Annotated in this window: 15 protein-coding genes; 12 read left to right on the plus strand and 3 right to left on the minus strand. The window is 66.0% G+C overall.

From position 1 onward, the window contains the following. Positions 1–15: 15 nt before the first annotated feature. The 12 genes from LDO86_RS09600 (at position 16) to LDO86_RS09655 (ending at position 11,508) form a co-directional block, all read left to right on the plus strand. Positions 16–732, plus strand: coding sequence for an HAD hydrolase-like protein (locus LDO86_RS09600; protein WP_026266193.1), 717 nt, complete (start codon positions 16–18; stop codon positions 730–732). Beyond that, complete coding sequence (locus LDO86_RS09605) at positions 719–1,387, plus strand: lysophospholipid acyltransferase family protein (RefSeq protein ID WP_026266192.1); 669 nt, start codon at positions 719–721, stop codon at positions 1,385–1,387. The genes LDO86_RS09600 and LDO86_RS09605 overlap by 14 nt, the downstream gene beginning before the upstream one ends. Positions 1,388–1,473: 86 nt before the next feature. Then, the gene (gene uvrC, locus LDO86_RS09610) at positions 1,474–3,474 is read left to right on the plus strand and encodes an excinuclease ABC subunit UvrC (protein ID WP_224084456.1); all 2,001 of its coding nucleotides are present in this window, start codon (positions 1,474–1,476) and stop codon (positions 3,472–3,474) included. Positions 3,475–3,560: 86 nt separating this feature from the next. Beyond that, positions 3,561–4,484 (plus strand): RNase adapter RapZ, encoded by a 924-nt coding sequence (gene rapZ, locus LDO86_RS09615; protein ID WP_018771982.1) that lies wholly within the window; start codon positions 3,561–3,563, stop codon positions 4,482–4,484. Next, a complete protein-coding gene (gene yvcK / locus LDO86_RS09620) occupies positions 4,484–5,503 on the plus strand; it encodes a uridine diphosphate-N-acetylglucosamine-binding protein YvcK (RefSeq protein WP_018771981.1) in 1,020 nt (339 codons plus the stop codon). The genes rapZ and yvcK overlap by 1 nt, the downstream gene beginning before the upstream one ends. A 9-nt stretch (positions 5,504–5,512) precedes the next feature. Next, on the plus strand, positions 5,513–6,493 hold the full coding sequence (whiA, locus tag LDO86_RS09625) for a DNA-binding protein WhiA (RefSeq protein ID WP_015937022.1): 981 nt from the start codon (positions 5,513–5,515) through the stop codon (positions 6,491–6,493). 102 nt (positions 6,494–6,595) lie between these two features. After that, positions 6,596–7,222 carry a superoxide dismutase gene (locus tag LDO86_RS09630; protein WP_018771980.1) on the plus strand — a complete coding sequence of 209 codons (627 nt, stop codon included), beginning with the start codon at positions 6,596–6,598 and terminating at the stop codon, positions 7,220–7,222. A gap of 261 nt (positions 7,223–7,483) precedes the next feature. Next, positions 7,484–8,494, plus strand: a complete 1,011-nt coding sequence (gene gap / locus LDO86_RS09635; RefSeq protein ID WP_018771979.1) for a type I glyceraldehyde-3-phosphate dehydrogenase — start codon at positions 7,484–7,486, stop codon at positions 8,492–8,494. A 10-nt stretch (positions 8,495–8,504) separates the two neighbouring features. Beyond that, positions 8,505–9,731, plus strand: coding sequence for a phosphoglycerate kinase (locus LDO86_RS09640; protein ID WP_026266191.1), 1,227 nt, complete (start codon positions 8,505–8,507; stop codon positions 9,729–9,731). A gap of 123 nt (positions 9,732–9,854) precedes the next feature. Further along, on the plus strand, positions 9,855–10,670 hold the full coding sequence (gene tpiA / locus LDO86_RS09645; RefSeq protein ID WP_018771977.1) for a triose-phosphate isomerase: 816 nt from the start codon (positions 9,855–9,857) through the stop codon (positions 10,668–10,670). A 48-nt stretch (positions 10,671–10,718) separates the two neighbouring features. Beyond that, complete coding sequence (secG, locus tag LDO86_RS09650) at positions 10,719–10,976, plus strand: preprotein translocase subunit SecG (RefSeq protein WP_018771976.1); 258 nt, start codon at positions 10,719–10,721, stop codon at positions 10,974–10,976. A gap of 136 nt (positions 10,977–11,112) precedes the next feature. Then, positions 11,113–11,508, plus strand: coding sequence for an RNA polymerase-binding protein RbpA (locus LDO86_RS09655; RefSeq protein WP_026266190.1), 396 nt, complete (start codon positions 11,113–11,115; stop codon positions 11,506–11,508). Here the strand turns inward: LDO86_RS09655 and pgl are convergent. From pgl to zwf, 3 genes are read right to left on the minus strand one after another with little or no spacing between them, the layout of a single operon-like run. Continuing rightward, complete coding sequence (gene pgl, locus LDO86_RS09660; protein ID WP_018771974.1) at positions 11,461–12,231, minus strand: 6-phosphogluconolactonase; 771 nt, start codon at positions 12,229–12,231, stop codon at positions 11,461–11,463. The genes LDO86_RS09655 and pgl overlap by 48 nt on opposite strands. 37 nt (positions 12,232–12,268) lie before the next feature. Beyond that, positions 12,269–13,210 carry a glucose-6-phosphate dehydrogenase assembly protein OpcA gene (locus LDO86_RS09665; protein ID WP_134165361.1) on the minus strand — a complete coding sequence of 314 codons (942 nt, stop codon included), beginning with the start codon at positions 13,208–13,210 and terminating at the stop codon, positions 12,269–12,271. Further along, positions 13,207–14,766, minus strand: coding sequence for a glucose-6-phosphate dehydrogenase (gene zwf, locus LDO86_RS09670; RefSeq protein WP_026266207.1), 1,560 nt, complete (start codon positions 14,764–14,766; stop codon positions 13,207–13,209). The genes LDO86_RS09665 and zwf overlap by 4 nt, the downstream gene beginning before the upstream one ends. Between the last annotated feature and the right edge of the window lies 1 nt (position 14,767).

Here is a 14,767-nt window from a genome sequence, read left to right on the forward strand (position 1 = left end):
TGAGAAACTAACCCGGTGACTTCAACAACAGTGCCCGTGATCTTTGACCTGGACGGCACTCTTGTCGACCCGGCAGGTGGCATAACCGAGGGGATTGCCGCGGCCCTCCGCGGACTGGGGCTCCCGGTTCCCGGCCAGGACCTGCTCAACGCGATGATCGGCCCCAAGCTGAGCGATTCCCTGCTCAACGTGGCAAAGGTACCGGCGGACCGCCTGGAAGAGGTGGTCCGCCGGTACCGCGAACACTACGTGGCCACCGGAATCGCCCAAAGCCGGCTGTACCCGGGCATCCGCGGGATCCTTGAATCCTTCGCCGCAGCGGGCCGGCCTGTGGCAGTAGCCACCCAAAAGCCACAGCGTCTGGCGCATACGGTGCTGGCGCATCATGGCATCGACGGCCTCTTCCACGGAATCCACGGCTCCGGCGATGACGAAGCGGCAGTGGACGGTGTTCCCCTGGGCAAGACCCAGATCATCGCCGCCGCCCTGCGGGATCTGGACACGCAGCACGCCATTATGGTGGGGGACCGCGCCCAGGACGTGTCCGGGGCCATCGCCAACGGACTGGACTGCATCGGCGTCGCATGGGGGTTCGCTCCGGACGGGGAACTGGAGGAAGCCGGCTCCGTGGCTGTCGTCAGCACCGATGAGGAGCTGGTCGCGGTCATCGAGCGTCTGCAGGCCGTCCACGTCGCGGCAATGAGCGGGGTGAGCAACGATGGAAATGTTTGATGCCGTCCGCTGGACCACCCGCAACCTGATCTCCGGCACCTGCCGGCCCACCGTCGTCGGGCTGGACAATGTCCCCTCCGACGGCCCGTTTATCGTGGCTCCCAACCACCTGTCCTTCTTCGACAGCGTGATCGTCCAGGCATTGATGCCGCGGCCGGTCGCCTTCTTCGCCAAAGCCGAATACTTCACCACCGGCGGCGTCAAGGGCAAGGTCATGAAGGCGTTCTTCGAATCCGTGGGCTCCATTCCGGTGGAGCGCGGCGAACAGGCCGCAAGTGTCCAGGCGCTCAAGACACTGCTGGATATCCTGGAGTCAGGCCGCGGCATCGGCATCTACCCTGAGGGAACCCGTTCCCGGGACGGCATCCTCTACCGGGGACGCACCGGGGTCGGCTGGCTGGCGCTCACTACCGGGGCGCCGGTGATTCCCGTGGGCCTGATCGGCACCGAGAAGCTGCAGCGCGCCGGCGAGAAGGGGGTCAGGCCGCAGCACTTCACCATGAAGGTGGGGGAGCCGCTGTACTTCGACAAGACCGGCCCGGACCACTCCCTGCCTGCCCGCCGCGAGGTCACGGACCGCATCATGGACGCCATCGCCGAACTCAGCGGCCAGGAACGTTCGGCCAGTTACAACCAGAGCAAGACCCCGGAATAGCCGGCAAGCCGGCCAGGGACAGCCGGAACGGACCCCGTCCTGGCCGGCTGGCAGGGAGACCCGGCGCGACTCAGTAGACTTGATAGGTGGCAAATCCAGCAAGTTACCGGCCCAAAACCGGTGAAATCCCCACCAACCCGGGCGTATACCGGTTCCGTGATCCGCACGGCCGGGTCATCTATGTGGGCAAGGCGAAAAGCCTGCGGTCCAGGCTGAACTCGTATTTCGCCAACCCGGCCGGACTGCTGCCCAAGACCTATGCCATGGTGCACGCGGCCAGCAGCGTCGAGTGGACGGTCGTTGGCAGCGAACTCGAGTCGCTGCAGCTGGAATACACCTGGATCAAGGAATTCAAGCCACGGTTCAATGTGGTGTTCCGGGACGACAAGACCTATCCCTACCTCGCCGTGACCATGAACGAAAAGTACCCCCGGGTACAGGTCATGCGGGGGGACAAGCGGAAGGGGACCCGCTACTTCGGCCCGTACACCGCCGGGGCCATCCGCGAGACCATGGACACCCTGCTCCGCGTCTTCCAGGTCCGGAGCTGCAGCGCCGGCGTCTTCAAGCGGGCGGAGGCCAGCGGGCGGCCGTGCCTGCTGGGATACATCGACAAGTGCTCCGCGCCCTGCGTGGGCCGGATCTCGCCGGAGGACCACAAGGCACTTGCCGAGGATTTCTGCGCCTTCATGGGAGGCGAGGCCAAGCGGTTCATCAACAAGCTGGAAAAGCAGATGGCCGACGCCGTGGCGAGGCTGGACTATGAGCACGCCGCCCGGCTCCGCGACGACATCACGGCCCTGCGCAAGGTCTTCGAACGGAACGCCGTGGTGCTGTCCGAGGACACGGATGCAGACGTCTTCGCCCTGCATGAGGATGAGCTGGAAGCCGCCGTCCAGGTGTTCCACGTCCGCGGCGGCAGGATCCGCGGCCAGCGCGGCTGGGTGGTGGAAAAGGTGGAGGATTTCACCACTCCGGACCTGGTGGAGCACCTGCTCCAGCAGGTCTACGGCGAGGACGGCGACACCCATGGCCGGCTGCCGCGCGAAGTCCTGGTGCCCGTGGCGCCCAGCAACGCGGAGGACCTTGCCAAATGGCTGGGCGGCATCCGTGGCGCCAAGGTGGACATCCGGGTGCCGCAGCGCGGAGACAAGGCGGCGCTGATGTCCACCGTCCGCGAGAATGCCGAGCACGCGCTGAAGCTGCACAAGACGCGGCGCGCCGGGGACCTCACCGTCAGGTCCCAGGCCCTCCAGGAACTCCAGGAGGCACTGGACCTGCCCGTGCCCCTGCTCCGGATCGAATGCTTCGACGTCTCCCATGTCCAGGGCACCAACGTGGTGGCATCCATGGTGGTGGTGGAGGACGGGCTGCCCAAGAAGTCGGACTACCGCAAGTTCTCCATTACCGGCCCCGCGGCCGCCGATGACACGGCGGCCATGCATGATGTCCTGACCCGGCGGTTCCGGCACTACCTGCAGGACAAGTCCGCGCAGGTGGACGAATCCGTCCTGGCATCCGAGGGCCTGGAACCGGACGCGGACAGCGCCGTGCTGGACACCACCACTCCTGCACCCAAGGCCAGGTTCGCCTACCCGCCCAACCTGGTGGTGGTGGACGGCGGGCAGCCACAGGTGAACGCAGCGGCCCGCGCCCTGAAGGACCTGGGCATCGACGACGTCTACGTGGTGGGCCTGGCCAAGCGGCTGGAGGAAGTGTGGCTTCCGGACAGCGACTTTCCCGTCATCCTGCCCCGGACCTCCCAGGGGCTGTACCTGCTCCAGCGGATCCGTGACGAGGCGCACCGCTTCGCCATCACCTTCCACCGGCAAAAGCGCGGCAAGGCCATGACCGTGTCCGCGCTGGACGCTGTTCCGGGCCTGGGCGCCTCCAAGCGCAGGGCCCTGCTGGCCCACTTTGGATCGGTCAAGGGCGTGAAGGCCGCAACCGTGGAAGAGCTTTCGCAGGCAAAGGGGATTGGTCCGGCACTCGCCAGCGCCATCGTGAACCACTTCGCCGCTGACGGGCCCGAGGCCGTTGCCGTGCCCGCGATCAACATGACCACCGGCGAAATCATCGAGACTTAGCGGAGTTCCCGGAAATTTAGCTAGGGTAAAGGACGGGCAGTGCCATCACGGCTGCCGGTGGACAACGAGGAAACGGGGCAGGCTTCATGGCAGACACGACGGCGGGATCCGGAGCGGATCAGGACGGGCTGGAGCCCGTCAAACCGCTCGAAGCGGAACTGCTGGTGGTCACCGGAATGTCCGGCGCCGGGCGGAGCACCGCCGCGGACGCCCTGGAGGACCATGGCTGGTATGTCGTGGAGAACCTCCCGCCCCAGATGCTGGGCACGCTGGCGGAGCTTGTTTCGCACGCCCCGCAGTCCATCCCCCGGCTGGCAGTGGTGATCGACGTCCGCAGCAAGGGCCTTTTCGCGGACATCCGCGCAGCCCTGGGCGCACTCGCCGCGAGCGGTGTCACCTTCCGCGTCCTGTTCCTCGACGCCAGCGACAACGTCCTGGTCCGGCGGTTCGAACAGGGGCGGCGGCCCCATCCGCTGCAGGGCGGCGGACGGATCCTGGACGGCATCGCTGCCGAACGTGAGCTGCTGCAGGAACTGCGCGACAGCTCCGACGTCGTCCTCGACACCTCCAACTACAACGTCCACGGGCTGGCCACCGCCATCACCGAACTGTTCAGCGAAACCGGTCCGGTGGCGCTTCGGCTGAATGTCATGAGCTTTGGCTTCAAGTACGGCCTGCCGGTGGACGCCAACTATGTGGCCGATGTCAGGTTCATCCCCAACCCGCACTGGGTACCGCAGCTGCGCCCGCTGACGGGCCTGGACAAGGACGTCAGCGACTACGTGCTCGAGGCCGAAGGCGTCAAGAACTTCGTGGACCGGTATGTCCTGGCACTCGAACCCGTCCTGGAGGGCTACCGCAGGGAGAACAAGCACTACGCCACCATCGCCGTCGGCTGTACGGGCGGCAAGCACCGCTCCGTTGCGGTCGCCGTGGAACTTTCCAAGAAACTTGCGCAGTACCCCCGGGTCACGGTGACCACCGCGCACCGGGATCTGGGCCGCGAATAATGGCACTTTTCACCGGAGCACTGCCCCTGGTGCCGCCTGCCGCCGGCAAGGGCTCGGGCCAGCAGGACAAGGGCCCCAACGTGGTGGCCCTGGGCGGCGGCCACGGCCTTGCGGCCTCGCTGTCCGCGCTCCGCCTGCTCACCTCCGAACTCACCGCGGTGGTCACAGTGGCGGACGACGGCGGGTCGTCGGGGCGTCTGCGCGAGGAGTACGGTGTCCTTCCGCCGGGAGACCTCCGCATGGCGCTGTCTGCGCTCTGCGACGACACCGACTGGGGCCGTACCTGGCGCGATGTCATGCAGCACCGGTTCCGCGCCGCAAAGGGACCTGGCGGATCGCTGGACGAGCACGCCATGGGGAACCTGCTGATCGTCACGCTCTGGGAACTGCTGGGGGACACCGTCGCAGGGCTCAAATGGGCGGGTGCCCTGCTGGGCGCCCGCGGCCAGGTCCTGCCCATGTCCACCGTGCCACTCACCATTGAAGGTGATGTGCGCGTGACCGCACCTGACGGCTCAACCGCGCTGCAAACCATCCACGGCCAGGCCCGCTGTGCCGTGGCAGGCTCACTCGAGGAGGTCCGCCTCCTGCCGAAAGCGGCGCCGGCCTGCACGGACGCCCTGACGGCCATCGAACTGGCGGACTGGGTGGTCCTGGGTCCGGGCTCCTGGTACACGTCCGTCCTGCCGCACCTGCTCCTGCCGGAGATGCGCCAGGCCCTCTGCAGCACCCCCGCCAAACGCTGCCTGACCATGAACCTTGCCACGGACACCAAGGAAACCACGGGCATGACGGCGGCGGACCATCTCCACGTCCTGCGGCGCTACGCGCCGGAGTTCAGCGTGGACGTGGTCCTGGCCGATCCCACCTCCATACCGGACCGCCGGGAGTTCGAGAAGGCCGCCGGCATGATCGGCGCAGAGGTGGTCTTGGGTAAAGTAGGGGCGTCGGGACGCCGCCCTGTCCACGAGCCGCTGCGGCTGGCGACGGCGTACCAGGACATTTTTGGGAACAGTTAGGAAGGTGCCATGGCACTGACAGCATCAGTCAAGGAAGAACTGTCCCGTCTGGACATCAAGAAGTCATCAGTGCGCAAGGCTGAGGTTTCCGCCATGCTCCGGTTTGCCGGGGGACTGCACATCATCTCCGGCCGGATCGTCATCGAGGCGGAAGTGGACCTGGCCTCTACGGCGCGCAGGCTCCGTGCCGCCATCGCAGAGGTCTACGGACACCAAAGCGAAATCATCGTCGTTTCCGCCGGCGGACTCCGGCGCGCCAGCCGCTACGTCGTCCGCGTAGTCCGTGACGGCGAGGCGCTGGCACGCCAGACCGGCCTCCTGGACGGACGCGGACGCCCCGTGCGCGGCCTGCCGTCCGCCGTCGTGAACGGTTCCGCGGCGGACGCCGAGGCCGTCTGGCGCGGGGCCTTCCTGGCCCACGGCTCCCTCACGGAACCCGGCCGGTCATCATCGCTGGAGGTCACCTGCCCGGGGCCAGAATCCGCCCTGGCCCTGGTGGGCGCGGCCCGCCGCCTGGACATCCAGGCCAAGGCCAGGGAAGTCAGGGGAGTGGACCGGGTGGTGATTCGCGACGGTGACACCATCGCCGCACTCCTGACCCGCATGGGAGCCCACGACGCCCTGATGGTCTGGGAGGAGCGCCGCATGCGCAAGGAGGTCAGGGCAACCGCCAACCGCCTCGCCAACTTCGACGACGCCAACCTGCGCCGTTCCGCACAGGCAGCGGTGGCGGCAGGGGCAAGGGTGGACCGGGCACTGGAAATCCTCGGCGACGACGTTCCGGACCACCTGAAGTACGCAGGCGAACTGCGGGTGGCGCACAAGCAGGCCAGCCTGGACGAGCTGGGCCGCCTGGCCGACCCCGTCATGACCAAGGATGCTATTGCCGGCAGGATCCGCCGGCTGCTGGCCATGGCGGACAAGCGCGCCCTTGACCTGGGCATTCCCGGAACGGACGCCAATGTGACGCCCGAAATGCTGGACGAGTAACCGCCCCATAGAATCAAAAATAATTCCGGGCACCAGCTGCCCGGATGCACAATCCGAGAGTTACCAACCGGGCCTGACGGGTCCACGATATTGGAGGATTTTGTGACCGAGTACGTATTGCCGGAACTCAGCTACGACTACGCCGCCCTCGAACCGCACATTTCCGCGCGGATCATGGAACTGCACCACAGCAAGCACCACGCCGCCTACGTGGCAGGCGCCAACAACGCCCTCGCCCAGTTGGCCGAGGCGCGCGAAAAGGGCGACTTCGCCAACATCAACCGGCTTTCCAAGGACCTCGCGTTCCACACCGGCGGCCACATCAACCACTCCGTGTTCTGGAAGAACCTCTCCCCGGACGGCGGCGACAAGCCCGAGGGCGAGCTGGCTGCCGCGATCGATGACGCCTTCGGCTCCTTCGATGCCTTCCGTGCACAGTTCTCCGCCGCTGCCCTGGGCCTCCAGGGATCGGGCTGGGGCTTCCTCGCCTACGAGCCCATCGGCGGAAACCTCGTCATCGAGCAGCTGTACGACCAGCAGGGCAACACGGCACTGGGAACCACCCCGCTGCTGATGCTGGACATGTGGGAGCACGCCTTCTACCTGGACTACGTCAACGTGAAGGCCGACTACGTCAAGGCCTTCTGGAACATCGTCAACTGGGCGGACGTTGCCAAGCGTTTCGAGGCAGCACGCACCAACGCCACGGGACTCATCACCCTCCCGTAGTGGGCGGTACCATACCCTGCTGTAACAAACTTCACATTCGGACTTAAACCACCCGCAATGTGGACCGTCCGCCCCCGCACTTGCGGGGGCGGACCCAGTTAAACGTAAGATAGGTCACGGAAGGCGGTTAGCCTTCAGCAATGAGGCTGGTCGCCCTCCGTTTGTAAATCATCTCTGCCCAATGGCGTGCGGGATCTGTTAGTTGGCTTGATAGCCCGCTCAACTAGTTGTGCTTCTGAAAGCACCAAGGAGACTGAAAAAGTGACGACCCGTATTGGTATCAACGGCTTTGGCCGTATTGGCCGCAACTACTTCCGCGCAGCCCTGGCACAGGGCGCCGACCTGGAGATCGTTGCAGTCAACGACCTCACCAGCCCCGAAGCCCTGGCCCACCTGTTCAAGTACGACTCCGTGGGCGGCCGCCTGAAGGAAACCATTGAGGTCAAGGACGGCAACATCGTCGTCAACGGCAACGTCGTCAAGGTACTGGCTGAGCGCGACCCCGCCAACCTCCCCTGGGGCGAACTGGGAGTGGACATCGTCATCGAGTCCACCGGCTTCTTCACCAAGGCCGCCGATGCCCGGAAGCACATCGATGCCGGCGCCAAGAAGGTCCTGATCTCCGCTCCCGCCTCGGACGAGGACATCACCATCGTGATGGGCGTGAACCACAACCTGTACGACAACGCCACGCACCACATCATCTCCAACGCCTCCTGCACCACCAACTGCCTCGGCCCGCTGGCCAAGGTGGTCAACGACGAATTCGGCATCGAACGCGGCCTGATGACCACCGTCCACGCCTACACCGCAGACCAGAACCTGCAGGACGGCCCGCACAAGGACCTGCGCCGCGCCCGCGCTGCCGCCATCAACATGGTCCCCACTTCCACCGGCGCCGCCAAGGCCATCGGCCTGGTCCTGCCTGAGCTGAAGGGCAAGCTGGACGGCTACGCCATCCGCGTTCCCGTGCCCACCGGCTCGGCCACCGACCTCACCGTCACCGTCTCCCGCGAGACCACCGTGGAGGAAGTCAACGCAGCCCTCAAGCGCGCCGCCGAATCCGAGGAACTGCAGGGCTTCCTGACCTACACGGACGAGCCCATCGTGTCCTCCGACATCGTCGGCGACCCCGCATCCTCCATCTTCGACTCCGGCCTGACCAAGGTCATCGGCAACCAGGTCAAGGTTGTTTCCTGGTATGACAACGAATGGGGCTACTCCAACCGCCTCGTAGACCTTACGGAGCTCGTCGCATCCAAGCTGGGCTAGGGTTAGACACATGACATCTCACACCCTCAACGAACTGATCGCTGAAGGTGTCCGCGGGCGGTACATTCTGGTTCGAAGTGACCTGAATGTGCCGCTCGACGGCTCTACAGTCACTGATGATGGCCGTATCAAGGCCTCCCTGCCAGTGCTGCAAAAGCTCACGGACGCCGGTGCCCGCGTGCTGGTAACAGCCCACCTCGGACGCCCCAAGGGCGCCCCGGAAGACAAGTACTCCCTCCGCCCCGCAGTGGACCGCCTCGCCGAACTGGCAGGCTTCAAGGTCACCCTTGCAGCCGACACCGTCGGCGATGCCGCCAAGGCAGCCGCCGCGTCGCTGCAGGACGGTGAAGCGCTGGTCCTTGAGAACGTCCGCTTCGACGCCCGCGAAACCAGCAAGGACGACGCTGAACGCGGAGCCTTCGCGGATGAGCTCGTGGCGCTCACCGGCGGCAACGGCGCCTACGTGGATGACGCCTTCGGCGCCGTCCACCGCAAGCATGCCAGTGTCTATGACGTCGCCACCCGGCTTCCGTCATACCAGGGCGACCTGGTGCACGCCGAAGTGGAAGTCCTCCGAAAGCTGACCACCGACACCCAGCGCCCCTATGTGGTGGTGCTCGGCGGCTCCAAGGTCTCGGACAAGCTCGCGGTCATCGACAACCTGATCGGCAAGGCTGACACCATCCTGGTGGGCGGCGGCATGCTCTTCACGTTCCTGGCGGCAGCAGGCCACAAGGTTGGCTCCAGCCTCCTTGAGGAGGACCAGATCACCGTCGTCCAGGACTACCTGAAGCGCGCGGCCGATGCCGGCACGGAATTCGTTGTCCCCACGGACGTTGTGGTGGCAGAGAAGTTCGCCGCCGACGCCAGGCACGAGACCGTGGCAGCCGACGCCATTGAAGGCAGCAGCTTCGGCGCCCAGGGCATCGGCCTGGACATTGGGCCGGATACAGCGGCTGCCTTCTCCGAACGGATCAAGGGCGCGCGGACAGTCTTTTGGAACGGCCCCATGGGTGTCTTCGAATTCGAGGCATTCTCGGCCGGCACCCGTGCAATCGCCCAGGCCCTCACCGAAACCGGCGGGTTCACCGTGGTGGGCGGAGGGGACTCCGCTGCCGCTGTGCGCACGCTGGGTTTCAGTGATGACCAGTTCGGACACATTTCCACTGGCGGCGGCGCCAGCCTGGAATACCTTGAAGGCAAGGAACTCCCCGGCCTCAGCGTCCTGGACCGGTAGGGCCAGGCCGGTAGAACCACCGCTGCTTTCCCAGCAGTAAACGGACTTCGCAGTCCTCCGGCCGGCAGGTTGCCCGCGGCAGCCTGCCGGCCGCACACATATCAAGAACTTTTTGGAGATTACGTGACTACGTCAACGAACGGCGCTTTCGACCGCAAGCCCTTCATCGCGGGCAACTGGAAAATGAACATGGACCACGTCCAGGGCATCACGCTCCTGCAGAAGCTGGCCTGGACCCTCTCCGACGCCAAGCACGACTACAGCCGCGTCGAGGTGGCCGTCTTCCCGCCGTTCACGGACCTCCGCGGTGTCCAGACCCTGGTCCAGGGCGACGACCTGCAGGTCGCCTACGGCGGCCAGGACCTGTCCCAGTTCGATTCAGGAGCCTACACCGGCGACATTTCCGGGCAGTTCCTGAACAAGCTCGGCTGCAAGTACGTCCTGGTGGGCCATAGCGAACGCCGCACCATCCACAACGAATCCGATGACGTCCTCAACGCCAAGGTCAAGGCCGCCTTCAGGCACGGGGTCACCCCGGTCCTCTGCGTCGGCGAAGGCCTTGAGATCCGCCAGGCCGGAACCCACGTCGACCACACGCTGCAGCAGCTCCGTGCCGGAGTGTCCGGCCTGACGGCCGAACAGGCCGCCGAACTGGTGGTGGCCTACGAGCCCGTCTGGGCCATCGGCACCGGTGAAGTGGCAGGACCGGAGGACGCACAGGAAATGTGCGCCGCCATCCGCGCCGAGCTGGAATCGCTGTTCGGTGCCGGGACAGCCGGCAAGACCCGCCTTCTCTACGGCGGTTCGGTAAAGGCCAACAACGCGGCAGCGATCCTGCAGGAACGCGACGTGGACGGCCTGCTGGTGGGAGGCGCAAGCCTCGACCCCGCCGAGTTTGCTAATATTGTCAGGTTCGAGAGCCACCTGGTCGCGGACTAGTCCCCAGCCAGCGAAAACTCCCGTAATCCCAACTTCTGAAAGGCCGTCGTGGACGTTCTTCATGTCATTCTGCAGATCCTCCTGGGCATCACCAGCCTCCTGCTGACGCTGCTGATCCTCCTGCACAAGGGACGCGGCGGCGGGTTGTCCGACATGTTCGGCGGCGGCATGAGCTCGGGCCTCAGCTCTTCAGGCGTGGCAGAACGGAACCTCAACCGCTTCACCATCATCCTGGGCGTGACGTGGGGCGTGGTGATCATCGCCCTTGGCCTGATCATGCGGTTCAGCGGGACCGGGGATTCCTGACCCCTGCTGTACAAGGTCCTTTAGGCCCTGCCGCCCGGTAGGCCTGCCAATTAGACTGTGGCTGTCGGTTCACCCGGCGGCCACAGTCTTGTTTAAGCTGCAGGTCCCCGGCGTCCGCTTCGAGGCAGGAGTCGTAATGGTCCATCCGTCATCAGGCTTCCGGGGCACCCGCGCCGGGGTTACTGCAGGGTCCGGGTCGAGCCTGCAGTCCAACGACTCGTCCCCGCGCCCTCTTCCCCGTATCCGGGTGTCCTATTGGTGTGCCAGGGGGCATGAGACGCAGCCCGTGTTCCTGAAGATGCCCGAGGACCAGATTCCCGCGACGTGGGACTGCAGGCGTTGTGGTGGACCCGCCACCAGGGACGGACGGGCCGCGGCTGCTGACGACCCTTTCGACGACGGCTACAAGAGCCATCTGGAATACGTTAAAGAACGGCGCTCCGCCCAGGACGCCGAAGACGTCCTGGCCGGAGCGCTGGAAAAGCTACGCGCCCGCGGCGTCCTTCCGGACCAACTGCTGCGGGACACGTGAGGCTGCATTCTCGTCAATCAACCACAGGGTACGGGACGTTCCACGGGGGCCGGACGCCGGTACCTGCACAGGGTTCGCCCCGGCCAGCGCCAGCCCTACAGCTCCTGCCTTGTCCTCACCGGCCACAACCATCCAAACCTCCGCCGCCGTATTGATGGCGGGAAGGGTCAGCGAGATCCGCAGCGGCGGCGGCTTGGGGGCGTTCCTGACACCCACCACCGTGCGCTCCTTTTCGCGGATGCCGGCCTGTTCCGGAAACAGCGATGCGATGTGTGCGTCGGGCCCCACGCCGAGCAGCACCACGTCCAGCCGGGGGAGCAACGACGGCTCCTCCGGCCGGTCGTCGGACATGTCGGCCGCGTGTTCGTCTGCTGCGGCTTCCCGCAGCTGGCGGGCGTAGTCCTCGGCGGCTTCCTCCGGAGTGCCGAACTCATCCGAAGAACCAGGGGAGTGCACCCGGTCCGGATCGACGGGGATGTGGGACAGCAGTGCGTCGAACGCCTGCCTGGTATTCCGCTCAGGATCGGCAGACCCGACGAATCGTTCGTCGCCCCACCAAAAGTTGACCTTGGACCAGTCGACGGCGGGCGCTGCCGGTGAGTCCGCAACCGCCTTCAGCGTGCCGATCCCCACGGTTCCCCCGGTGAGCACCACGGTGGCTTCGCCGTACTTGTCCTGCACATCAACGAGCTTGGTGATCAGGCGGGCCGCGATGGCGGCCATGAGGACGGACGAATCTGGATGGATGCTTACTCGTGGGTCAACGCTCACTGGGTCGGACGCTCCTTAGATTGGTACGTGGCAGTCCCATAGTAATCACTTCCCCGAAGACTTCGTCCGGGTCGAGGCGGCGGAGTTCTTCGGCGAGGCAGTCGCGGAGGCTGCGGCGTGGGAGGGAGATCCGTTGGGCGGGTTGGCCGGGTTGGGTGAGTTCGGCGACGGAAAGTCCGGGGCGGAACAGCTGGACGTCGCCGCCGGGGCGGCTGAGGCGGACGCGGCGGATGCCGGTCCCTGCCGGGTCCGCGACGATGGTCACGGGTGCGTCCAGGGTCAGGGTGAGCCAGGCTGCCAGCAGGATGGTGGAGGGTGAGTCCGAGGCGCCTTCGACCGCGACGGCCGTGACCGGTGAGGAGTCCACTTCGTCCAGGGCTGCCGCGAGCTGGATCCGCCAGTTGGTCAGCCGGGTCCAGGCGAGGTCGGTGTCGCCGGCCTTGTAGGTGCGGTGGATCCGTTCCAGTGCGGCCTGGGGGTCGGGTTCGTTCGCGGAGTCGGTGATCCTGCGGTGCGCGATCGCGCCGATGGAGGTCTCGCACGCGTTCGCGGGGGCGCCGTGCGGCCACCAGGCCACGATTGGGGCGTCCGGGAGCAGCAGCGCGGCCACCAGGGACTCGGACTCGTGGGCCAGTTGGCCGTAGCCGCGCAGCACGATCACTTCCGAGGCGCCGGCGTCCCCGCCCACCCGGATCTGCGCGTCGAGCCGGTCTTCAGCGTCCTTCCCGGCGTCGGCGAGGACGATGATCCGGCAGGGGTGTTCCCGGCTGGCGTCGTTCGCGGCCTCGATCGCTTCTTCCTCGAGTCCGGACTTGGTCACGACCACCAGGGTCAGGACCCGGCCCAGCGCGATCACGCCGCCCTGCTCGCGCAGGGCCATGAGTTTCTTGGACACCTTTGAGGTGGTGGTGTCGGGCAGGTTAACGATCATGGCCTTCTCCAGGTTCGTCCGTCACGGGCCAGCAGCTCATCGGCCGAGGCGGGGCCCCAGGAACCGGGGGCGTAGGGTTCGGGCTGCTCACTCAGGGACGCCCAGTATTCCTCGAACGGGTCAAGGATCTTCCAGGACAGCTCCACTTCCTCATGCCTCGGGAACAGCGGCGGCTCACCCAGAAGCACGTCCAGGATCAGCCGCTCGTACGCCTCCGGCGAGGACTCCGTGAACGAGTGCCCGTAGCCGAAGTCCATGGTCACGTCGCGGACTTCCATTTGCGTGCCCGGGACCTTGGAACCGAACCGGATGGTCACGCCCTCATCGGGCTGGACCCGGATCACCACGGCGTTCTGCCCGAAGTCATCCTCCCCGTGGTCACGGAACAACAGGTTCGGGGCGCGCTTGAAGACCACCGCGATTTCGGTCACGCGCCGGCCCAGGCGCTTGCCGGCCCGCAGGTAGAACGGCACTCCGGACCAGCGGCGGGTGTGGATGTCCACCCGGACAGCGGCGTAGGTTTCGGTGGTGGAATCGGCGGGGATGCCTTCTTCCTCCAGGTAGCCCTGGACCTGCTCGCCGCCCTGCCAGCCGCCGGTGAACTGCCCGCGGGCCGAGTGCGTGGACAGGTCGTCCGGGAGCTTGACCGCGGCGAGGACTTTTTCCTTCTCTGCCCGCAGGTCATCGGCGTTGAAGGAGATCGGCTCCTCCATCGCCGTCAAAGCGAGCAGCTGCAGCAGGTGGTTCTGGATCACGTCGCGGGCCGCGCCCACGCCGTCGTAATATCCTGCCCGGCCGCCGGTGCCGATGTCCTCGGCCATGGTGATCTGGACATGGTCCACGTAGTTGGCGTTCCACAACGGCTCGAACAACTGGTTCGCGAAACGCAGCGCCAGGATGTTCTGCACCGTTTCCTTGCCCAGGTAATGGTCAATCCGGAACACCGCGTCCGGCGGGAACACCGATTCGACGATGTCGTTCAACTGCCTGGCCGACTGCAGGTCGTGACCGAACGGCTTTTCGATCACCACGCGCCGCCATTTGTCCCCCTCGGCCTGCGCCAGGCCGTGCTTGGAGAGCTGCCGGCAGACCTGCTCGAACGCCTTGGGCGGGATCGACAAGTAGAACGCGTGGTTCCCCCGGGTGCCCCGGACGTCGTCGAGTTCCTTGATGGTCTCACCAAGGCGCTCAAAGGCCGCGTCGTCGTCGAACTCGCCCTGGACAAACCGGATGCCCTCGGACAACTGGTTCCACACGGCCTCATCGAACGGCGTCCGCGCATGGGCCTGCACCGAGGCCTTCACCTCGGCGGCGAAATCTTCCTTGTCCCACTCCCGGCGGGCAAAACCCACCAGCGCGAAACTCGGCGGCAACAGCCCGCGGTTGGCAAGGTCATACACCGCAGGCATGAGCTTCTTCCGGGCCAAATCACCCGTGACCCCAAAGAGTACCAACGACGACGGACCGGCAATCCGGTTCAAACGGCGGTCACGCGGATCGCGCAACGGATTACGCCCGCGGCCCGCGCCCTTCCTGCCGTATTCAGTTTCTGGCATG

The sequence above is a fragment of the Arthrobacter sp. StoSoilB19 genome (assembly GCF_019977275.1).
In the GTDB taxonomy this organism is placed as follows: Bacteria; Actinomycetota; Actinomycetes; order Actinomycetales; family Micrococcaceae; genus Arthrobacter.

Bases quoted from the DNA above. Each gene is read 5' to 3' on its own strand.
- pgl (WP_018771974.1), bottom strand. From the start codon at position 12,231: ATGGCCGCCATCGCGGCCCGCCTGATCACCAAGCTCGTTGATGTGCAG.
- LDO86_RS09665 (WP_134165361.1), bottom strand. From the start codon at position 13,210: ATGATCGTTAACCTGCCCGACACCACCACCTCAAAGGTGTCCAAGAAA.
- LDO86_RS09655 (WP_026266190.1), top strand. From the start codon at position 11,113: ATGGTCCATCCGTCATCAGGCTTCCGGGGCACCCGCGCCGGGGTTACT.
- LDO86_RS09640 (WP_026266191.1), top strand. From the start codon at position 8,505: ATGACATCTCACACCCTCAACGAACTGATCGCTGAAGGTGTCCGCGGG.
- whiA (WP_015937022.1), top strand. From the start codon at position 5,513: ATGGCACTGACAGCATCAGTCAAGGAAGAACTGTCCCGTCTGGACATC.
- rapZ (WP_018771982.1), top strand. From the start codon at position 3,561: ATGGCAGACACGACGGCGGGATCCGGAGCGGATCAGGACGGGCTGGAG.
- LDO86_RS09605 (WP_026266192.1), top strand. From the start codon at position 719: ATGGAAATGTTTGATGCCGTCCGCTGGACCACCCGCAACCTGATCTCC.
- yvcK (WP_018771981.1), top strand. From the start codon at position 4,484: ATGGCACTTTTCACCGGAGCACTGCCCCTGGTGCCGCCTGCCGCCGGC.
- zwf (WP_026266207.1), bottom strand. From the start codon at position 14,766: ATGCCAGAAACTGAATACGGCAGGAAGGGCGCGGGCCGCGGGCGTAAT.